Origin of the sequence: Kitasatospora sp. NPDC056273, assembly GCF_042268845.1 — a bacterium.
Taxonomy (GTDB): Bacteria; Actinomycetota; Actinomycetes; order Streptomycetales; family Streptomycetaceae; genus Kitasatospora.
In genome coordinates, this window is record NZ_JBHJSJ010000001.1 from 1 (window position 1) to 19,758 (window position 19,758).

Annotated in this window: 15 protein-coding genes; 8 read left to right on the forward strand and 7 right to left on the reverse strand. The window is 74.5% G+C overall.

Translation table 11 applies throughout. The annotated features are described in order from the left end of the window. Positions 1-132: 132 nt before the first annotated feature. Entirely contained in the window at positions 133-984 is an 852-nt protein-coding gene (locus ACFCY1_RS00005) for an alpha/beta fold hydrolase (protein WP_375872911.1), read from the reverse strand. A 368-nt stretch (positions 985-1,352) separates the two neighbouring features. Between ACFCY1_RS00005 and ACFCY1_RS00010 the strand changes: the two genes are divergently transcribed. Further along, entirely contained in the window at positions 1,353-5,186 is a 3,834-nt protein-coding gene (locus ACFCY1_RS00010; RefSeq protein WP_375872912.1) for a DEAD/DEAH box helicase, read from the forward strand. Positions 5,187-5,394: 208 nt separating this feature from the next. On the opposite strand, the gene ACFCY1_RS00015 is transcribed toward ACFCY1_RS00010, so the two are convergent. From ACFCY1_RS00015 to ACFCY1_RS00025, 3 genes are all read right to left on the reverse strand, one after another. Then, on the reverse strand, positions 5,395-5,766 hold the full coding sequence (locus tag ACFCY1_RS00015; protein WP_074002898.1) for a fic family toxin-antitoxin system, toxin component: 372 nt from the start codon (positions 5,764-5,766) through the stop codon (positions 5,395-5,397). Then, the gene (locus tag ACFCY1_RS00020; RefSeq protein WP_375872913.1) at positions 5,763-6,005 is read right to left on the reverse strand and encodes a hypothetical protein; all 243 of its coding nucleotides are present in this window, start codon (positions 6,003-6,005) and stop codon (positions 5,763-5,765) included. The genes ACFCY1_RS00015 and ACFCY1_RS00020 overlap by 4 nt, the downstream gene beginning before the upstream one ends. Positions 6,006-6,076: 71 nt before the next feature. Beyond that, positions 6,077-6,949, reverse strand: a complete 873-nt coding sequence (locus ACFCY1_RS00025) for a glycosyltransferase family 2 protein (protein ID WP_375872914.1) — start codon at positions 6,947-6,949, stop codon at positions 6,077-6,079. A 340-nt stretch (positions 6,950-7,289) separates the two neighbouring features. On the opposite strand from ACFCY1_RS00025, the gene ACFCY1_RS00030 reads away from it, so the two are divergent. The 3 genes from ACFCY1_RS00030 (at position 7,290) to ACFCY1_RS00040 (ending at position 10,122) form a co-directional block, all read left to right on the forward strand. Continuing rightward, positions 7,290-8,033 (forward strand): ScbR family autoregulator-binding transcription factor, encoded by a 744-nt coding sequence (locus ACFCY1_RS00030; RefSeq protein ID WP_063780342.1) that lies wholly within the window; start codon positions 7,290-7,292, stop codon positions 8,031-8,033. Positions 8,034-8,347: 314 nt separating this feature from the next. Next, positions 8,348-9,247, forward strand: coding sequence for a BTAD domain-containing putative transcriptional regulator (locus ACFCY1_RS00035; protein WP_375872915.1), 900 nt, complete (start codon positions 8,348-8,350; stop codon positions 9,245-9,247). A 155-nt stretch (positions 9,248-9,402) separates the two neighbouring features. Next, positions 9,403-10,122, forward strand: coding sequence for a ScbR family autoregulator-binding transcription factor (locus ACFCY1_RS00040; protein ID WP_117486142.1), 720 nt, complete (start codon positions 9,403-9,405; stop codon positions 10,120-10,122). 119 nt (positions 10,123-10,241) lie between these two features. Here ACFCY1_RS00040 and ACFCY1_RS00045 read toward each other — a convergent pair whose 3' ends face one another. Then, positions 10,242-13,601: a hypothetical protein gene (locus tag ACFCY1_RS00045; protein ID WP_375872916.1), complete on the reverse strand. Its 3,360-nt coding sequence runs from the start codon at positions 13,599-13,601 to the stop codon at positions 10,242-10,244. Between the two features lie 357 nt (positions 13,602-13,958). Between ACFCY1_RS00045 and ACFCY1_RS00050 the strand changes: the two genes are divergently transcribed. Continuing rightward, positions 13,959-14,750, forward strand: coding sequence for a putative protein N(5)-glutamine methyltransferase (locus tag ACFCY1_RS00050; protein WP_375872917.1), 792 nt, complete (start codon positions 13,959-13,961; stop codon positions 14,748-14,750). A gap of 101 nt (positions 14,751-14,851) precedes the next feature. Here the strand turns inward: ACFCY1_RS00050 and ACFCY1_RS00055 are convergent, their stop codons facing one another. Then, positions 14,852-15,280 carry a PPOX class F420-dependent oxidoreductase gene (locus ACFCY1_RS00055; RefSeq protein ID WP_049652970.1) on the reverse strand — a complete coding sequence of 143 codons (429 nt, stop codon included), beginning with the start codon at positions 15,278-15,280 and terminating at the stop codon, positions 14,852-14,854. Between the two features lie 214 nt (positions 15,281-15,494). Here ACFCY1_RS00055 and ACFCY1_RS00060 point away from each other — a divergent pair, with 214 nt between their 5' ends. Next, positions 15,495-15,941 (forward strand): hypothetical protein, encoded by a 447-nt coding sequence (locus ACFCY1_RS00060; protein ID WP_074002894.1) that lies wholly within the window; start codon positions 15,495-15,497, stop codon positions 15,939-15,941. Between the two features lie 83 nt (positions 15,942-16,024). Beyond that, positions 16,025-16,528, forward strand: a complete 504-nt coding sequence (locus tag ACFCY1_RS00065; protein ID WP_375872918.1) for a DinB family protein — start codon at positions 16,025-16,027, stop codon at positions 16,526-16,528. A 68-nt stretch (positions 16,529-16,596) separates the two neighbouring features. On the opposite strand, the gene ACFCY1_RS00070 is transcribed toward ACFCY1_RS00065, so the two are convergent. Then, a complete protein-coding gene (locus ACFCY1_RS00070) occupies positions 16,597-17,985 on the reverse strand; it encodes a pyridoxal phosphate-dependent decarboxylase family protein (RefSeq protein WP_375872919.1) in 1,389 nt (462 codons plus the stop codon). A 311-nt stretch (positions 17,986-18,296) separates the two neighbouring features. Here ACFCY1_RS00070 and ACFCY1_RS00075 point away from each other — a divergent pair, with 311 nt between their 5' ends. Further along, positions 18,297-19,655, forward strand: a complete 1,359-nt coding sequence (locus ACFCY1_RS00075; RefSeq protein ID WP_375872920.1) for a cytochrome P450 — start codon at positions 18,297-18,299, stop codon at positions 19,653-19,655. Positions 19,656-19,758 lie beyond the last annotated feature (103 nt).

Sequence of the window (19,758 nt, forward strand, 5' to 3'; positions counted from 1 at the left end):
GCGCCCCCCGCCCGGGGCCCGCGCGCCGCCCCCCCCCCCCCCCCGGCCCCGGGGCCGGCCATCTCCACGACGAAACAAACCAGTTGATCGACAAGCTGGTAGCTGCGTGACGGCTCCCCTCGCGGAACAGGCTCAGCCCCAGAACTCCCGCAGGGCGGCGTTGACGGCGGCGGGCTCCTGGGTGTGCGGGTAGTAGCCGGGCACCCGCAGGAGGCGGCCGTCGAGGGAGTCCGTGAGGGACTCGGCCACGGCCATGAGCGGGAGCCCCACGTGTTCGCGGTACGCGGCCGGCGCGTGCTCCCAGGTTCCGCAGATCACCAGGACCGGCAGGGCGGCGCGCCGGATCGGCTCCAGCGGGATCCGCGCCTCCCAGACGGGCCGTTCCCCCATGGAGGTGGCGACGGCACGGAGCCGGCGCGGCGTGGGCTCGGGCATGGCCATCCCCAGCCCCTCGGTGGACGCCCGCAGGTACTGCTCCGGCGTGACGTCGTCCGGGATGCCCGGGGCGCCGTCGCGCACCCGGTCGAGGAGTTCGGCGACGACCGGGTGGTGCGCGGCGGCGGTGAAGGCGGAGGGCTGGATGAGGGCGAGGGAGCGGACGAGGTCGGGTCGGCGCGCGGCGGCGATGAGCGCGGCGACGGCGCCGTTGCCGTGCCCCACGAGGTGGGCGCCGCCGAACCCCGCGGCGGAGGCCCCGTCGCCGAGAAGCCCCTCGATGTCCTGGGCGTCGACGTCGAAGTCGCTGCGCGCGGTGTCCGGGCTGTCGCCGTAGCCCCGGCGGTCCATCAGGAGGAGCCGCCGGCTGTCCGCGAGGGGCCGCTGCCCGGCGAACCCGTACGCGGGGTCGCTGCCCCAGGTGAAGATGTTGTGGACGAAGAGGGCGGGGACGGCCGTCGGGGCCGCCGGGGCCTCCGAAGCTGTCGGGGCGCGGCCTCCGCCGACCCGGTCGCGGTCATCCCAGACGGTCACGTGCACGGCTGCCATGGGGCATCCTCCCGAAGCCGAGGAACGTCAACTCCCGTGAGCCTAGACCTCGATCCACTGCCGACGCCCGTGCCGGGGTGCCACGGGGCATCCTGCCGTGCGGCGTGGGGAGGCGTGCGCGTGCGCTGGGACTCGGCCTACCCGCCCGGTGTCCGGTAGATTCTGCGCCCGGTTGATCGGCACACGAAGTGGCCGGGTGCCGTGGGTTCGACGCAGGGGGGCGACGGGTGCGGAGCGGGGACGGGCGTGTGGGGGGTCTGCTGGAGTGCTGGCGGGCCGTTGAGTTGTTCAGTCCGCCGCCGATTCCGGAGGTGCCGCGGAAGCGTCGGTCTGGCCGTCCTCGGGCGTCGGACGCGGTCGTCGTCGATGTGACGCCGGCGGCCGGGCAGGCGGCGGTGCTGTTGCCGTGGGCGCCGGAGCACCCGGAGACGGCGGCGCGGCGGGCGCCGCGGGGGATGGTGTGGCGGCACGAGGTGTACGGCGGGGTGTACGACCTGGAGCTGCTGCGCCAGGCGATGATCGCCGTGCTGCCGGAGGGGACCGACCCGGACCCGGGGGTGCCGGACGAGGAGTTGGTGCTGTCGGGGCGGAGCGCGATGTTCGCGCTGGTCCTGGACGAGCACGGGCGTCCGGTCGAGGACACCTCGGTGGTCTCCGCGTGCGGCTGGGCGGCGGGTCGGCTGTTCGACCCGGGGCCGTCGGTGGCCGGGTGGCTGGACGGGTTCGAGGAGCTGGGGGAGGCGTTCGAGGTCGCGGTGGGGCGGCTGACCGCCACGCCGATTCCGTACGCGCCGGGGCCCTCGCCGCTCCCGAACCCGGTGACCGTGGGGGAGGAAGCCGTCCGCGGCTGGCGGCAGCTGATCGCGGAGATCCTGGGCGGCGCGGCGGTGGCGGCGGTCGGTGCGCTGTTCGGCGAGGTCGCCGGGGCGGCGGTGCGCGGGGCGACGGAACCGCTGGTGCGGCGTGTCGCCGACTGGTCGGCGGCCCGCCGTCCGGACGAGGAGAGCGCGGCGGGGGAGCCCGCGCCCGTGCCGCCGGAGCCGCCCGCTGACGAAGTGGCGCAGGACACCGGCCCGCGCCCGGTCGGGCTCGCCGACCTGGTCGCCCTGACCGCCCAGATCGCCCACCTCTGCGGCGTCGAGGAGCACCTGGACCCGCGGGTGATCCGGGTCCGCAGCCGGCTGGTCCACCGCCCGCGCGACCCGAAGGCCAAGCCCGCCGCCGCGCAGCCGTTCCTCAACAGCCTGCTGCCGCCCGACCTGGCCCGGGTCCGCGCCGCGCTCGACGACGGCCTCGGCCCGGCCCTGGAGGCCTACCTGACCGGCCGCCGGGACATCCCGGTCGGCGCCCGCACCGATCTGCGCGAGGACCGGCTCACCGTCCTCGACGGCGTCCACCCGGCCCTCGTCCCCGCCGGGCGATGGCCCGCCAAGGCGCGGTACCCGCTCGCGCTGAGCCAGCAGTTCGCGGTCGACCGCATGCTCGCCGACCGCACCGCCGCGGACGCCGACGCCGGCGGCCTGTTCTCCGTCAACGGCCCGCCCGGCACTGGCAAGACCACCATGCTGCGCGACCTCGTCGCCGCCCTCGTGGTCGAACGCGCCGCCGTGATGGCCGGCTACCGGCGGCCCGAGGAGGCGCTCGTCGGCCGCCCCTGGCGGGGCAAGGACCGCCAGGGCGTCCACGCGCGCTTCGTCTCCGCCCTCGACCCGCGGCTGACCGGCCGCGAGATCGTGGTGACCTCCTCGAACAACGGCGCCGTGGAGAACATCACCGCCGAACTGCCCGGCGCCGACGCCCTGGACGAGCACTGGCACGACGGCCCCGACCACTTCTCCGACCTCGCCTCCGCCCTGCTCGGCGGCGCCCCCGCCTGGGGGCTGGTCGCCGCCGTGCTCGGCAACAAGTCCAACCGGACGAGGTTCACCGAGCGCTTCTGGTGGGGCCGGCTGCCCGAGGACGAGAGCGACGCCCGCGACGCCGCCGGGCTCCCGCCGCTGCGCGGCATGAACGCCGTCCTCGGCGACTGGGTCCCGCCCAGCGTGCCCAGACCGGCCCGCACCCCGAGCGACCGCCGCGCCGCCCCGGGCACCGGTACGGCCGAGGCCACGACCGCACCCACCGCCACACCCACCGTCCCCGCCACGCCCGCCGCCTCCGCCCAGCCCGTCCCCTCCTGGCCCGAGGCCGTCGCCGCCTTCAAGGCCGCCCAGGCCGAGGTCGAGCGCCTGCGCGCCGAACGCGTCCGCCTCGCCGCCGCCCTGGCGGAGACGGCCTCGGGCGAGGCCCAGCACCGCCTCGACGCCCTGCGCGCCGCCATCGCCCGCGCCGACGACCGCGCGGCGGCCGCCGAGGCCCGTCAGGCCGCCGCCGGCACGGCCGTCGAGACGGCCCGCACCGCCACCCGTGCCGCCGAGGCCGCCCACCGGACCGCGGTCGAGCACGTCCCCCGGGCCCGCGAGGCCCTCGCCGACGCCCGGGCCGCGCTGGCCGCCGCCCGCGAACACGCCGACGGGCACCGCCGGCAGGTCGACGTGCTGACGGCCCTGCACGACGAGCCGCCCGGCGCCCAGCCGGGCCTGCGCGCCGGGCTGCGCCGACTGCTCCGGAGCGGCGCCGAACGCGAGGCCGCCGAGCAGCACCGCGAACAGAGCCGGGGCGAACTCCTCGCCCAACTCGTCCAGCAGCGCACCGTGTTGGAGGCCGCCCACGCCCACATCGCCCGCTGCGCCCAGGCGGAGGACGCCGCGGCCGGCCTGGACACCCGCTCCACCTCGGCCGTCATGGAGGCCGAGGCGGCCGTCGGCCGCGCCCGCGTCCAGGAGGCCGCCGCCCGCGCCGCCGAGTCCACGGCCCGTACGGACGCCGAGCGGGCCCGGCAGGAGGCGTGGGCCGCCCGGCGCGAGCTGGAGGGCGCCACCGCCGAACTCGACGCCGCCCACCGGGCCCTGCGCGCGGCCGCCGCCGACCTCCCGTCCCTGCCCCTCGACTGGCCGCGGCTCCCCGACCACGAGCAGGAGCTCGGCGCCCCCTGGGCCGACGAGGCCTGGAGCACCGCCCGCAGCGACCTGTTCCTGCGCGCCCTCGACCTGCACCGCGCCCTCGTCGCCAACACCGCGAAGCGGATCCGCGGCAACCTCCAGGTCCTGGTGGAGCTCATGGCCGGCAACAGCGGGCCCGTCCCCGAGGAGCAGGTCCTGCACGCCTGGCAGACCCTCTTCCTCCTCGTCCCCGTCGTCTCCACCACCTTCTCCTCCATCGGCAGCATGTTCGCCCGCCTCGGCCAGGGCTCCATCGGCTGGATCCTCGTCGACGAGGCCGGCCAGGCCACCCCGCAGGCCGCCGTCGGCGCCCTCTGGCGGGCCCGCCGCGCCGTCCTCGTCGGCGACCCGCTCCAGCTCGAACCCGTCGTCACCATGCCGACCGCCCTGCAGCGCCGACTCCTGCTCGCCTACGGCGTCGACGAGGAATGGCTGCCCTCGGCGACCTCCGCCCAGGCCGTCGCCGACCGCGTCAACCGCTACGGCACCTACCTGCCCGCGCCCACCGGCGCGGAGGAGGACACCGTCTGGGTCGGCTCACCGCTGCGCGTCCACCGCCGCTGCGAGGAGCCCATGTTCACCGTCAGCAACGAGGTCGCGTACGGCGGCCTCATGGTCCACGGCACCCACCCCCAGCCCTTCCCCGACCCCGACCACGACGGCCTCCTCCCCAGCCGCTGGCTCGACACCCCCGACCCCGACCGCCCCGCCGACGCCCCCTGGGGCGAACGCGACCGCCGCGCCCTCACCTTCCTCCTGGGCCGCCTCGACCACCACGGCGTCACCGTCGAACGCCTGCGGATCATCGCTCCCTTCCGCGCCCTCGTCGCCGAGGCCCGCGAAACCTGCCGCACGCTCCCCGGCTGGACGGCCGAACTGCTCGACGAGCGCTGCGCCACCGTCCACAAGGCCCAGGGCAAGGAGGCCGACGTCGTGATCCTGCTCCTCGGCGCCGGCCGCCCCGGCGCCCGCAACTGGGCCGCCGGCACCCCGCACCTCCTGAACGTCGCCGCCAGCCGCGCCAAACGCCGCCTCTACGTCATCGGCGACCGCGCCCTGTGGGCCCCGCTGCTCCACTTCGACGTCCTGGCCGCCGAAGTCCCCGCCTACGACCACGTCCGCGACCGCGCCACCTGGCCCCTCGACGGCCCCGCCGGCTGAGCCCGGCACCTGCGGGGAGGAGACGGACGTGCGGGCGCGCGAGAAGTCGGATCGGCGACTCTGCTGGCAAAGTCGAGGGCTGGTTCTGTGGTATGGCGACAGGTTTGTCTCACCATATGAGACCACGGGATGGGTGCTTCCAGATACCCGGCAAATCGACTTCGCCAGCAGAGTCGATCGGCCGACTTCTCGCGCTGCCCCGGAACGCTCAGCGGTACCAGGTACGGATCGCGGCCGCGGTCTCCCGGACGTCGGCGTCGCCGGCCCGGATTCGGGCGGCCAGCTCGACGGCCTGCTTGGGCTCGGCGGTGACGATGACGCCGGAGGCGCTGAGGTAGGAGGCGGCGACCACGGCGGCGAAGTGCTCGTTGGCGGAGTCCAGCGCCGGGACGCGGATCAGCTGGTGCATCAGGGCTGCCGCGCGCTGGTGCGCGGCCCCGTACACCGGTACCTCCATGACGGTGTCGGCGTGCCGGGCGACGGCGGCGGCGAGGGTGCCGTAGTCGGTGACGTCCGGGTCGCTCGGCAGGAACTGGTGGGCGATGTCGAGCAGCCAGGCCCGGTCGATCCGGAGGATCACGCGGCGTCCGCCTCGGCGGCGCGGGTGCTCAGGGGATAAGGCCCGAACTTCTCCTCGAAGGCGGGCCCCCAGGTCTGGGCGAAGTGCGCCGCGGCGGTCAGGAACCGTTCCCTCCGCTCGTCCGCCTCCTCGGCCAGCACCTTGCGCGCGTAGTCCGGCAGGCTCATCCCGGCGGCCTCCGCGCGCTGCTCCAGGGCCTCGTGCACGGTGTCGTCCAGTCGGACGTTCAACTGCTTCATACCGGCGAGCGTAGCGACTGGTAGGGGGTGCTACAAGAGCAGCGCCGACAGCGGGCCCCCGCGCCCGGGTGTCAGAACACCGGGGGCCGCCCCAGCCGGGTCATCCGCCAGACCGTGGCCCAGCGCATCGGGCGGCGGGGTGGGCACGGGGTGCGGACGCCCTCCAGGAAGCCGGAGTACCAGGCGCGCAGTCCGGCCGCGGGCGGGCGGCGGGAGAGGGTGTAGACCGACCGGGAGGCGAGGTACGGCGGGACCAGGACGGCGGGCAGTCGGCGTTTGGCCGGCCAGACGCGGTTGCGGGCCGTCAGCCGGTAGTAGGCGGCGTGCCGGGCGGGCTCGGTCGGGGGGTGCTGGAGCAGGAGGTCGGCCCGGTAGCGGATCGACCAGCCGGCGTCGAGGACGCGCCAGGCGAAGTCCGTCTCCTCGTGGGCGTAGAAGAACCGCGAGGGGAAGCCGCCGACCCGGTCGATGGCGCTCATCCGGATCGCGTGGCCGCCGCCCAGGAAGGTGGTCACCTTGCCGGAGCGCAGGGCGCCGGAGGAGCCCGGGCGCGGGACGTGGCGGCGCTGGGTGTGCCCCGTCCCGTCGGCGACCCGGAAGCCGACGACGCCGAGGAACTGCTCCCGCTCGAAGGCCTCCCGGACCAGCCGGAAGGTGTCGGTGCGGGGGAGCAGGCCGTCGTCGTCCAGGTTCACCACCACGTCCACGCCGCCGAGTTCGCGCAGTCGCCGGGCGCCGAGGTTGCGGCCGCCGGGGATGCCGAGGTTCTCCGGCAGTTCCACCGCGTCGACCCAGTCCGGGAGGGGCGGCAGCCGCACGCCCTGCCCGATCACCACGACCCGGGCGGCCTCGCCCTCCTGGGCGGCCACCGAGTCGAGGAGCGCGCCCAGCTCCCGGGGCCGGTCGCCCATCGTCAGTACCACCACGCCCAGCCTGAGGCCCATCCGCACCCGCTTCCGTCGAGGAATCCCGCAGATCCGGTGCAACGACCGGCCCGGCTCGGAGGTCACGTACGGATGGGAGCGAATGTTGGTACGGAGGCGAACGCCTGGAAGAAACCGTTCGTTCGGTTTTTCGGGCGCGGGAGGCGGTGCGCCGGAGGCCGATCCACCGGGGCGGCCGAGGCGTGCGGTCACCCACGGGGCGGTGGGGCCTGACGGGGTGTGGGGAGGGGGAGTGGTTGGCGGGATTCCTCGGCATCGTCTTGTCGGTCGTGGGTGGGGCGAAGCTAAGATACGGGGTGTTTGGTTTTGTTTTCCGGGAGCTCAGGGCGGGGTGGTTTCGGTGGTACGGCAGGAACGGGCGCTCCGGACACGTCGGCTGATCCTGGAGGCGGCGGCCTCGGTCTTCGACGAGTTCGGGTACGAGGGCGCGACCATCGGCGAGGTGGTCTCCCGGGCCGGTGTGACGCGCGGTGCGGTGTATTTCCATTTCGCCTCGAAGCGCGATCTGGCGCAGGGCGTGGTGGAGGAGCAGTTCGTCCAGGACGGAGTTCCCGAACGGAGCTGCAAGCTCCAGGAGTTCGTGGACACCGGGATGGTGGTGGCGTACCTGATGCCGCGCGACCCGCTGCTCAGCGCGGGTGCCCGGCTGTCGCTCGGGCAGGACCTCTTCGACGATCTGGGCGGCGGTGCCATCCCCGGCTGGATCAGCCGGTTCGAGGCGCTGCTGGTCGCGGCCGGCGAGCGCGGCGAGTTGCTCCCGCACGTCGTGCCGGCGGACACCGCGTGGCTGCTCGTCGCCGCGTGGACGGGGGTGCAGATCCAGTCCCAGAAGCTCTGCGGCCGGGCCGACCTGGAGCTGCGGGTGTCCGCGCTGTACCAGCACCTGATGCCGAGCATCGCGGTGCCGGGCGTGCTCGGCTCGCTGCAGATGGGGCCGAACCGCGGTGCCCAGGTGGTGGCCGAGGCGGCGGCGGCCCGTGCGGCGGCGGAGGGCGACTCGGAGGGCGGAGACCTCGACGGCGGTCCGGATGGTGCGGGCGGCGCCGTGCGCGCCGAGGTGCAGACGGAGGTCGGGGTGGGCTGACGGCGGCTCACCGCCCGACCCACCTGCGGGAATCCGGGTGGGCGAGGGCGGCGGGGGCGGGCGAATCGGCGGCGACGGGACCACGGGGGTCCGGCGCCGCCTTTGTTTTGCCCGGGCTCGGTCACGCGGCGCGGCGGTGGCACTGCCGAGGGTGGCGGGCCGCAACGTCCGCGCAAAACAAACAGCACGTTCGGTTTTGTATTGACAAACCGCGCGTCCTGTTTTTCACTGGTAGCAGTTGACCCAGGGTGTCGACCCGGGTGCCGGCCGTGGCCGTGGAGGCTGCGGCGTTCCGTGTGATTGGGGTGGTCATCGTGGAAATTCGGGTGCTCGGGGCGCTGGACGTCCGGGTGTGCGGGATATCGGTGGTGCCGTCGGCGCCGAAGCCGCGGCAGGTGCTGGGACTGCTGGCGCTGCGTGCGGACCAGGTGGTGTCGGCCGGGGTGCTGGCCGACGAGCTGTGGTCCGGCCGTCCGCCGCGCAGTGCGCGCACCACCGTGCAGACGTACGTGCTCCAGCTGCGCGACCTCATCGACCGGGCGCTCGCGACGGCCGGTACGGCGCGGGGGGTGTCCTGCGCCAAGGATGTCCTGGTGACCTCGCCGGGCGGCTACATGCTCAACAGCGGCGGCGGACTGACGGACCTCCGGGAGTTCGAGCGCCTGGCCGGCACCGGCTACCGGGCGATGGACGGCGAGGACTACCCGGGGGCGGCCCGGCTGCTCGGCGAGGCGCTCGCGCTGTGGCGCGGGCCGGCCTTCGCGGACGTCCCGGTCGGCGGCCAACTCGCCGTCGAGGCTCGGCGGTTGGAGGAGACCCGGCTCTGCGCGCTGGACCAGCGGATCGAGGCCGACCTGCGCCTCGGCCGGCACCGGGTGCTGCTCGCCGAACTCACCGTCCTGGTCGACCGCTACCGCACCCACGAGAGCCTGCACGGCCAGTACATGGTCGCGCTGCACCGCTCCGGCCGCCGGGGCGAGGCGTTGGAGGCCTACCAGCGCCTGCGGAACACCCTGGTAAGGGAGTTGGGCATGGAGCCCTCGGTCGGACTGCGGCGGCTCCAGCGCTCCATCCTGCTCGCCGGTCCCGAGCGTGTGTCCGAGCGCGGGCCGGAGCGCGGGCCGGAGCGTGCGGCGGAGCGCGAGCCCGCCGGTGTGGCCGTCGGTGCGGCCGCCGGGCCGGAGGCGGCGGCCCGGTTCAGCCGGGCCGGCTGAACCGGGCGGTTGTCCGGGTCGTGGGCCGGGTCGTCCCGGTCGGTGTCGCATCGGCGACACCGGCCGCGGACGGCCGTCGGAGGCCGCGGCGTCCGTCGTGGGGCGGCCGCGGTCTGGTCGGAACCTGCTTGTCGTTGTGAGGGGTTGTGGGACGGGTGGTCCAGGAGAGGTCGGAACGGACGCGCGGGCGGCTGGTGGAGGCGGGGGCGGCACTGTTCGACCGCCGCGGCTACGCCGGTGCCACCCTCGGCGAGATCGCCGCGGCCGCCGGGGTGACGAAGGGGGCGCTGTACTTCCACTTCGCCTCCAAGGAGGAGCTGGCCAGAGCGGTGTCCGCGCAGGCCGAACGCTCGCTGCGGTCGGCCTGCGCGGAGCTGCGCGCCGCGTCGTCCCCGCTCCAGGGGCTGATCGACGCGGGCTACTGGCTGGTCGAGGCCCTCGGGACGGACCCGGTGATCCGGGCGGCCTTCCGCCTGGGCCGTGAGGACGGCGGCTGGCAGGTTGCGCCGACCACGGCTGCGCCCGCCACGGTTGCGCCCGTACCCGCGACTGCCAGGCCCGCCGCGGCCGACCCCGGGCAGCAGGCCTTCGCCGACATCCGCGGCTTCCACAGCGTCTGGGCCGGCGTCGTCCGCGACCTGCTGGCCGGCGCCCGCCGCGCGGGCGAGCTGCGCGACCGCTCGGGCGGCCTCGGCCCGGAGACCCTGGTGGTGGCCGCCGCCTGCGGCCTGGAGGTGGTGTTCGCCGACGGCTGCCCCGCCGGGGAGCGCGCCCGCCGGGTCGGCGCCCTCTGGGACTGGCTGCTGCCCTGCCTGGTGCCCCCGGGCCGGGGCGGCGGCTACCGCACCAGGCCGCCGGCCCCGCAGCCCGCCTGAACCCGGTCCGACCAGGGTGGCAGCCCCGGTCCGGACACGGAACCGCCCTCGGTGCCCGCAGGCACCGAGGGCGGTCCGTCGACCGGTGGACGGCGGGGATCAGGCGGTGATCGGGGCTGCTACGCCACGAACCGACCGGCGGCCGCGCGCCGCCGGGCCCGGTAGAACAGCGCCCCACCGAGGGTCACCAGCCCGCCCCCGGCCAAGCCGACGACGGCGACCGGCGCCCCGGCTGAGGGCAGCTCGCCGCCGGGGCCGCCCTTCTGCGGCGGAATCGGATGGTGGCCCGGACGGCTCGGGCAGCCCTTGCCCCCGCCGCCCTTGTGGTCGTGCCCCTTCGGCGGGCAGGGCGCGACGGAGATGCAGAGCTCGACCGGCGGGCTCTGCACGGTCTGCCCCTGCGGGTCGCGGGCGGAGGCCTGGGCGGTGTTGGTGACGCTGCCCGCCTGCGCGTCCGCCTCCGTCACCGTGTACGTGCCGTGGCAGGTGGTGCTCTGCCCCGGGTCGAGGGTGGTCTGCTCGCAGGTCACCTGCCGGACGCGGTCGTCGCCGACGGTGAGGCCGGTCAGCGTGGTGCTCCCGGTGTTGGTGACGGTGTACGTGTAGGTGACGGTGTCGCCCGGGTACACCGTCCCGGCGGCGTCGGACCGCTTGGTGACGGCCAGCGAGGAGGTGGCGGTACCGACCGTCACCGTGGCCTGGACCGGCGCGCTCTGTACGGGTTGGCCCTGGGGGTCGGTGCCGTTGGCGTGGGCGGTGTTGGTGATGTGCCCGGCCTGCGCGTCGGCCGCCGTGACGGTGTAGGTGCCGTGGCAGGTGGTGCTCTGGCCGGAGGTGAGGGTCGTCTGGTCGCAGGTCACGGACGACACGTGGTCGTCGCTGACGGTGATGCTGTTGATCACCGTCATCCCGGAGTTGGTCACCGTGTAGGTGTAGTGCACCGTGTCACCGACCTGGAACGGGCCCGCGCTGTCGGCCTGCTTGGCGATGGTGAGCGCGGACACCGGGGTGACGACGTCGACGGTGGCCTCGACGGGCGGGCTCTGTACCGGCTGGCCCTGGGGGTCGGTGCCGTCGGCGTGGGCGGTGTTGGTGATGTGCCCGGCCTGCCCGTCGGCCGCCGTCACGGTGTACGTCCCGTGGCAGGTGGCCGTCCGGCCGGGCTCCAGGGTCGTCCGGTCGCAGCTCACGGACGAGACGTGGTCGTCGGCCACGGTCAGGTCGTCGACTACCGTCGTCCCGGAGTTGGTCACCGTGTAGGTGTACGCGACGGTGTCCCCGACGTGGAACGGACCGGCGCTGTCGGCCCGCTTCGTCAGGTCGAGCTTCGGGACGCCCGCCACCGGCAGCGTCACCTGGGCGATCGGGCTCTGCACCAGCTCGCCCAGTGGCCCGGTGCTGTCCGCCTGGGCGGTGTTGGTGACGTGGCCGAGCTGATCGTCGGCGGCGGTCACCGTGTAGGTGCCCTGGCAGGTGGCGACCTGCCCCGCGAGCAGGGTGGTGTGGTCGCAGGTCACGTTCTGGACGTGGTCGTCGGCCACGCTCACGTCGGTCAGCGTGGTCGTGCCGGTGTTGGTCACCGTGTAGGTGTAGGTGACGGTGTCCCCGGCGTGGACCGGACCGGGGGTGCCGGCCTGCTTCGTCAGGGAGATCGAGGACGGGCCGATCACCGTGACGGTGGCCTGGGCCTCCGCAGTGACCGGCCGGCCGTCCGAGGTCCCGTCGGCCGTGGCGTGGTTGAGCACTTTCCCGTCCTGGGCGTCGGCCGCCGTCACGACGTAGGTGCCGTGGCAGACCGTGCTGTCCCCGGGGCTGCCGGCCGGTGCCAGGACGGTGGAGTCGCAGGTGATCCCGGTGGCCTTGTCGTCCGTCACCGAGAGCGCCGTCACCGGGCTGCCGCCGGTGTTGGTGACCACGTAGCTGTACGGCACGGTGTCGCCGACGTGGAAGGGCTCGGGCGCGTCGACGTGCTTGGTCAGCGAGATGCCCGGCGGCGCCACCACCGGCAGGGTGACCGTGTCGGGCGGCGAGGTGACCGGGCCGACGTCGGTGGTTCCGGTGGCCTGGGCGGTGTTGGTCACGTGGCCCTGGGCGGCGTCCGCGGCGGTGACCAGGTACGTCGCCGTACACGTCACCGTCTCACCGGGCGCCAGGGTGCTCACCGGGCAGGTGACCGGCCCGACCTTCGGGTCGTTGACGGCCAGGTTGGCGATCGGCACGTTCCCCGAGTTGGTGACCACGAAGTCGTACGGGATCGGGGTGCCCACCGTCAGCAGCCCGGGCAGCGGCTCGTGCGGCTGCTTGACCAGGTTCAGCTCGGGCAGCGGCTGGTCGGTGTAGATCACCACGTTGCGGATCAGGTGGACGTCGGTGAACAGGCCGGTGGAGCCGGCGAAGCCGAACTTGTAGGTCGAGGGCACCGGTTCCGGTACCGGGGTGTGGAGCACCTGGTGCGAGCCGGTGCCGTCGTTGAAGTCGACGGAGACCGTCAGCACCGGGGAGGGCGCCGGCGTCAGGTGCACGTTCACCCGGCGGCGCGAGGGCTCCAGCAAGGTCTGGGCCTCGGCCGGGGTCACCCCGGCCGGCAGCGTGGTGAGCGGGCCCTGGAGCTTGCCGGGCAGGGTGGAGGGCCACGGGCCGTTGGTGGTGAAGTTGCCGGTCGTCGCGGTGAGGAAGCAGTAGCCGGTGGTGCCGTCGCCGGGGCCGCGGACGGTGACCATGTTGGCGCCGGGCGCGGGCACGCGGAAGGACGTACCGGCGGGGGACCGCTGGGAGCAGCCGTTGCCGCGCTGCTCCCAGTCGCCGAAGTAGTTGCCGAGCACGTCGAGCCCGACGCCGAGGTAGCCGCGGTCGACGCCGGGCAGGAAGCCGAGGTTCGGGTTGTCGTCGGGCAGCTTCTGGGCGTAGCCGAGGCTGCCGCCGAACGCGCCGGGGTGGGTGAGCGAGACGTCCCCGTTCACCAGGAAGAACGAGATGCCGTCGGCCGGGGTGTTCGGCGTGGTGCTGCCGTACTGCCACTGGTCGAACGTCACGTCCAGGCCGTTGCCGGCGGGCAGGGCCTGGTCGAAGAGCACCGCGCCGCTCTGGTCGTTGCCGGCGTCGGTGATCCGCAGGTAGCCGAGCGGCGCGGAGTCCAGCGGCGGCACCGGGCCGGTCTCGGCGGCGGGGCAGCCGCCGAGCGGGTGGTCGCCCGGCCCGGGCTGGGCGGGGGCCGCGCCGGTGAGGCAGGCGGAGCCGACGGCGATGAAGCGCGAGTCGGCGGTGGCACCGGTGAAGGCCTCCTGGAGCAGGGGGGTGCCGGTGGCCCGGACCCGCTCAGGCAGCGGCGCGGCGGGGTGGTGCGCGGGGGTGACGGCCTGGGCGAGTGGGGCGAGTGGGGCGGCGAGGCCTGCGCCGAGCAAACCCAGCGTGGCCGCGGCGCTGATGAAGCGGGCCGTTCGGGCGCGAAGCCGTGACGCTCCGCGGGATTGTCTCGTCATAGCGTCACTATGGGTGGCCGTCACGATCCGCTACAAGCTGTGTACTGTCAGTGGAGCTATCGAATAGCTCGGATGAACGAGCGTGAGGCACGGCGCGCGCCAAGGCGGGTTCGGCGGGGCCGGTGGACATTGTTCGACCGTTCCCGACTGACGGTGCGGTAGGGTGGCCGACGCCGAGTATGACCGCGACTCAGGGAGGTGAGCCCCATCTACGGAATGTCCGAGCGGGTGCTCCCGGAGCGCGGCCGCGTGGGCGCCTCGCGCGCATAGCGCGAACGGCGCGCCGACGCGGTGTCGGCCCCCGCGGGAGCCCTGACGGAGTCGTCAGCTCTCCCGTCTTCCCCCAAGGGGTTTCTCTTGTCGGTCTTCTCCTCCGCCTCCCTCCGTTCCTCGGTGGTCTCCCGGCTGCGCGCCGCCGGGTGCGTGTTCGCCGAGGACGAGGCGCGGATCCTGCTCTCCGCCGCCGCCTCGCCCGCCGACCTGGCCGCCATGGTCCGCCTCCGCGCCGACGGGCGGCCGCTCGAACACGTCGTCGGCTGGGCGGAGTTCGCCGGTCTGCGGATCGCCGTCGACCCGGGCGTCTTCGTCCCGCGCCGCCGCAGCGAGTTCCTGGCCGCCGCCGCCACCGCGCTGACCGCCCCGGGCGCGGTGGTGCTCGACCTGTGCTGCGGCAGCGGCGCGCTGGGCGCCGCCGTGGCGGCCGCGGCCGCGCACCCGGTCGAGCTGTACGCGGCGGACATCGACCCGGGCGCGGTCCGCTGCGCCCGCCGCAACCTGGCCGGCGTCGCGGGGCGGGTCTTCGAGGGCGACCTGTTCGATGCCGTCCCGGCTGAACTGCGCGGCCGGGTGGAGGTGCTGATCGCCAACGTCCCGTACGTCCCGACCGGCGACCTCGGCCTGCTGCCGCCCGAGGCGCGGCTGCACGAGGCGCGGCCGGCGCTGGACGGCGGGGCGGACGGGCTGGACGTGCTGCGGCGGGTGGCCGCCGAGGCGCCGCGGTGGCTGGCGCCCGGCGGGTCGCTGCTGTTCGAGACCAGCGAGCGGCAGGTGGCGGCGGCCCTCGCGGTGACCGGGGCGGCCGGGCTGGCGGCGGTGGAGAGCCGGCAGGAGGACCTGGACGCCACCGTGGTCACGGCGACGCTGCGCTGACCGGCGGCGTCGACGCGACGCGCTGAACTCCCCGGCTCAGGAAGGGGTTTGCGGCCCGGCCACCGTTCCCCCGTGACGGTGGCCGGGCCGGGCGGGGCCGGTCAGATGCGGGTGCCGTACACGTGGTCGACCGGGATGGTGAGGAGCACCCGGCGGTCGGCGACCATCGTCTCGCGGTACTCCGTCCAGTCCGGGTGCTCCCCGGCGGCGCGGCGGTAGTAGTCCACCAGGGCCTCCACCTCCGGCCCCTCGGGGTCGGTGCCCGGCCCGGTCAGGGTGGCCACGCCCTCGGCGGTGGTCCAGGAGCGGCCGTCCGGCCCGGTCACCTCCAGGCTGACCCGCGGGTCCCGGCGCAGGTTGGCGGTCTTGGCCAGCCCGTCCCGGGTGGAGACCAGGATGGCGTTCGCCTCCCGGTCGTAGAACGGCATGACGGGGGAGAGCTGCGGCCGGCCGTCCGCCTTGATGGTGGCGAGGATGCCGAGGCGGCTCTGCGCGAGCAGCTCGTACGGGTCGAAAGGAGTGGCGGTCATGGGAGCATCATCGGCCTTCACACCGGTGTGAGGGCAAGGTCCGCCACGCGTGTTGGGCGAGGAGGCCGCGCATGGTGGCACGGGCCGGCGAGTCGGTACGGGATGTTCGGAAATCGGCCGTGGTGTCCGGTGCGAGCCGATAAGGTCGGTGGCGAGAACGGTGACGGTGTGTCAGTGTGCTTGCACCGTCCGAGCCGAGGGGAAGCGCCGCACGATGGCACGGGTACGCAAGCAGGTGGAACTGCTGGAGTTCGCCGATGACCTCCACACCGACGACGTCTCCCCGCTGCGGGCCTTCCTGGCCGCCCGCATGAGTGAGCTGGTCGAGGCCCAACCCGAGGGCACCAGCGCCCGGTTGGCCGCCGCGCGACTGGCGGAGGTCACCGCCAGCGACTGCATCTTCCTCTCGGACGTCCTGGTGGCCTGGGAGGAGGTGGTCCTGGAGGGCCGCAAGGACGAGCCCGGCTGGACGCAGCGGATGCGCCAGGACGCCATGCTGTGGTGGAGGCGGCTGTGCGTGACGGCGGAGATGTTCGGCGACCACCCCGACCACCGCTCCCGCTGGCGCCCGCTGCGGTACATGAACCTCGCGCACGCGGAGCTCATCGCGGAGCTCACCGACGAGGCGGGCGGCGTGTACGGGGACGGGGCGCACCCGTGATCCCGGACGGCTGGGGGCAGTGGCCGTAGGGCTGTCCCGCCACCCCCGCGGTTGTGTCGGTGGCGGCTGGTACGGTCCCGCGCATGAGCAATCGTGTGCCCTTCACGGGTGGGGAGAAGGAAAGCCTCCGGGCGGCGCTGGACCGGCACCGCGAGGCCGTGCTGTGGAAGCTGGAGGGGCTGGACGACGAGCAGCTGCGTCGTCCGATGACGCCCTCCGGGACCAACCTGCTGGGGATGGTGAAGCACCTCGGCGGTGCCGAACTCGGCTGGTTCCGGGGGACGTTCGGCCGGGATATGGGCCCGCTGCCATTCGACATCGAGGCCGACGACGACTCCGACATGCGGGTGGAGCCCGGCGAGTCGACGGCGGACGTCCTGGCGTTCTACGCCCGGGCCCGGGCCGACGCCGACGAGACGATCGGGGAGCTCGCGCTGGACGACCTCGGCACCTCCTGGTTCGGCAACTCCGTCTCGTTGCGCTGGGTGCTGATCCACATGACCACGGAGACGGCGCGGCACGCCGGGCACATGGACATCCTGCGCGAGCTGATCGACGGCGGGACGGGGGACCACAAGCGGAGCTGAGGCCGACCCGGAGCCGGTACCGGCCGGAACTGACACTGGCCGGTGCCGGTTCCGACCGGTGCGTCCGCTCAGGCCGTCAGCTTCCGGACGGCCCGGTCCAGGGCCTCCGCCGTCCGCCGGACGTCCGCCCCGGTGGTGCGCCAGTTGCTGAACGCCGCGCGCAGGGCGGGCCGTCCCGCGTAGCGGGTGGGCGTCAGGAAGGCCTCATCGGCCAGCTCGGCGGCGAGCGCGGCCAGCCGCTCCGGGGTCGGGTCCGCCGTCAGCGAGAAGCAGACGACGTTCAGCCGGACCGGGGCGAGCAGCTCCAGCCCGTCGATCCGCGCCACCTCCGTGCCGAGCGCCCGGGCGCCGGCGACGCAGCGCTCCACGATCTCCCGGTGCCCGGCACGGCCGTACGCCCGCAGGGTGAACCAGGCGGCGAGGGCGCGCAGCCGGTGGGAGTTCTCCGGCGTGAGGTGGACGAGGTCCGGGTGCTCGCTCAGCGGGCCGAGGTAGGCGGCGGCGTTCTGGAAGACCCGCGCCTGGAGGTCCGGGCGGCGGGTGAACTGCACGGCGCTGTCGTACGGCACGTTGAGCCACTTGTGCAGGTCGACGCAGACCGAGTCGGCGAGGTCCAGCCCCGCGACCAGCTCCGCGTGCTCCGGGGACAGCGCGGCGAAGGCGCCGAACGCGGCGTCCACGTGCAGCCAGAACCCGTACCGTTCGCGCAGCGCCGCGATCGCGCGCAGGTCGTCGAAGTCGACGGTGTTGACCGTCCCGGCGTTGGCCACCACCACGCACGGCCCCGGGGCCTCTGCCAGCGCCCGCTCCAGCGCGGCCACGTCCACCGCCTCCCGGCCCGGCAGGACGGGCACCGTCCGCAGCGCCGTACGGCCCAGGCCGAGCACCGACAGCGCCTTGGCGACGCTGGAGTGCGCACTGCCCGACAGCACCCGGACCGGCCCCAGCGCGCCGACCCCGTCCTCGGCGACGTCCACACCGAGCCGCTCACCCAGCCACTCGCGGGCGATCGCCAGCCCCACCGTGTTCGACATCGTCGCGCCGCTCACGAAGGTGCCGCGGTGCGCCGTCGAGAGCCCGAACAGCTCGCCCAGCCAGCCGACCGTCTCCCGCTCCAGCTGCTGACCGGCCGGGTCCAGCGAGGAGTTGGAGTTCTGGTCCACGGCCGAGGTCAGCCAGTCGCCCGCGAGCGCCGCCGGCGTCGCCCCGCCGGTCACGAACCCGAAGTAGCGCGGCCCGGCGCTCGCCGAAAGCCGGGGCTCCCAGCGCTCCGCGAACTCCGTGAGAGCGGCGCGCGTCCCGCCGCCCTCCTCGGTGAGCGGGGCGACGGCGGGCGGCCCGGCCCGCTCGACCACGGGCCGTTCGTCGAGGCCCGCCAGGAAGGCGAGCGCGTGCTGCCGGGTCTCCTCCAGGATCTCGGGCAACCGGCCGAGGTCGTCGGCGAGTTCGGGGTGCATGGGGGCTCTCCGTTGATCGACTGTGCGGTGCGGCCGAGGCTAGCCGCCGGGGCGGACGGCGTCCCGGTCCAATCCGGTCCTGGTGGCCTGGAACGCGGCCTCGGGGAACAGGGTGGTGTTCCCCGAGGCCGGAATGAGCGGGCGGTGGGGAATTCACGCCGTGCGGCTCAAAATCACCCCGGTGGTGCAATTCCAGCCGGTCCCTTGACCTCTCCCGATCCGTCGGACGATGATCACCGTGCACCGCGAGCGAATGAACGTTCCAATACCGGGCTGATTTCCGGTCCGAGACTTCAGGGAGGTGCGGGGCCGTGCGTTCCATCAGCGCTTCCGCGGCGGCGCCCGCGGCACGGGGGCGGGTTCCACTGCTCGGCCACCTGCCGCAACTCGCCGTCAAACGCGTGGAGTTCCTCCAGTCGATCCGGGCGCAGGGCGGCATCGTCAGGATATTCCTGGGCAATCGACCGGTGTTCGTCCTGAACTCGCCCGAGGCCGTCCACGAGGTTCTCCTGACGCAGAGCCGGAAGTTCGGCAAAGGCCTGCTGTTCGACGTCGCACGGCCTTTCATCGGCAACGGCATCATCACCTCCGAGCACGACGTCCACCTCCGTCAACGGCGCGCGCTCCAGCCCGCGTTCCGCCGGGACACCATCGCCGGCGGCGTCGCCACGATGACCGGCATCGCCGAGGAACAGGTGTCCTCCTGGCGCCCCGGCGAGGTGATCGCCATGGACGTGGTGCTGCGGCGGATGGTCACGGCCATGCTCGTGGCCACCCTGTTCAGCGCCGAACGCCCGGACGGCGCCCGGGCCGTCGCCGAACTGGGGGAGCGCGTCGCTGAGCACCTGAACACGGTGATGCGCGGGGTCCTCGTCGGCACCCTGCTGCCCGCTCCCCTCGCGTCCTCAGCCGCACTGGGGCACCGCCGGTACCTGGCCGCGGCCACGGCGCTGCGCGAACTCGCGGACACCGCCGTCCGGCAGGCCCGTCAGGACCCGGCCGACCGCGGCGACCTGCTGTCGATCATGTTCGTCGGCACCCCGGGCAACCCGCGGGGGATGACCGACGTGGAGGCCCGCGACGAGCTGCTGTCCCTGCTCATGGCCGGCGCCGAGACCACGGCCACCACCCTGGCCTGGGCGCTCCACGAGATCGGACGTCGCCCCGAACTCACCGAGCGGATCAAGGCGGAGTGCGACGCCCTGTCCGCCGGCGCCCCGCCCGGCGCGGCGACGCTCCCGTTCACCGAGCGGTTCCTCCGCGAGGTGCTCCGGCTGCACCAGCCCAGCTGGCTGCTGATGCGGCGCGCCCTGGAGCCCGTGCGGGTCTGCGGGGTCGACCTCCCGCGGGGGGCCGAGCTGATCTACAGCGCGCTGACGATGCACCGGGACCCGGCCCACTACCCGGACCCGCTGCGGTTCCACCCGGACCGGTGGCTCGACCGCCCCGAGAAGGACCTGCCGCCGGGCGCCTACGTCCCGTTCGCCCTGGGCAATCGGAGGTGCATCGGGGACCACTTCGCGATGACCGAGATGCTGGTCGTCCTGCGCGCGGTCGTCTCCCGGTGGCGGCCGCGACCGGTGGCGGGCCACCGGGTCCGGCCGGTGGCCCACGCGCTGATCCGGCCCAACGCGCTGCCCATGCGCGTCTCTCCCTGGCCGGGCGACTGAACCAGCCCCGTTCCGTACGGCTCCGATCCGTACGGCCCGGCTCCGCGCGGCTCCGTTCCGTACGGCTCTGATCCGTACGGCTTCGTTCCGCGCTGCCCGGACC

What these genes read in the sequence shown, in the direction of transcription:
- ACFCY1_RS00005 (WP_375872911.1), bottom strand. Translation starts at nt 984, where the DNA reads ATGGCAGCCGTGCACGTGACCGTCTGGGATGACCGCGACCGGGTCGGC.
- ACFCY1_RS00020 (WP_375872913.1), bottom strand. Translation starts at nt 6,005, where the DNA reads ATGAAGCAGTTGAACGTCCGACTGGACGACACCGTGCACGAGGCCCTG.
- ACFCY1_RS00025 (WP_375872914.1), bottom strand. Translation starts at nt 6,949, where the DNA reads ATGGGCCTCAGGCTGGGCGTGGTGGTACTGACGATGGGCGACCGGCCC.
- ACFCY1_RS00045 (WP_375872916.1), bottom strand. Translation starts at nt 13,601, where the DNA reads ATGACGAGACAATCCCGCGGAGCGTCACGGCTTCGCGCCCGAACGGCC.
- ACFCY1_RS00055 (WP_049652970.1), bottom strand. Translation starts at nt 15,280, where the DNA reads ATGACCGCCACTCCTTTCGACCCGTACGAGCTGCTCGCGCAGAGCCGC.
- ACFCY1_RS00060 (WP_074002894.1), top strand. Translation starts at nt 15,495, where the DNA reads ATGGCACGGGTACGCAAGCAGGTGGAACTGCTGGAGTTCGCCGATGAC.
- ACFCY1_RS00065 (WP_375872918.1), top strand. Translation starts at nt 16,025, where the DNA reads ATGAGCAATCGTGTGCCCTTCACGGGTGGGGAGAAGGAAAGCCTCCGG.
- ACFCY1_RS00070 (WP_375872919.1), bottom strand. Translation starts at nt 17,985, where the DNA reads ATGCACCCCGAACTCGCCGACGACCTCGGCCGGTTGCCCGAGATCCTG.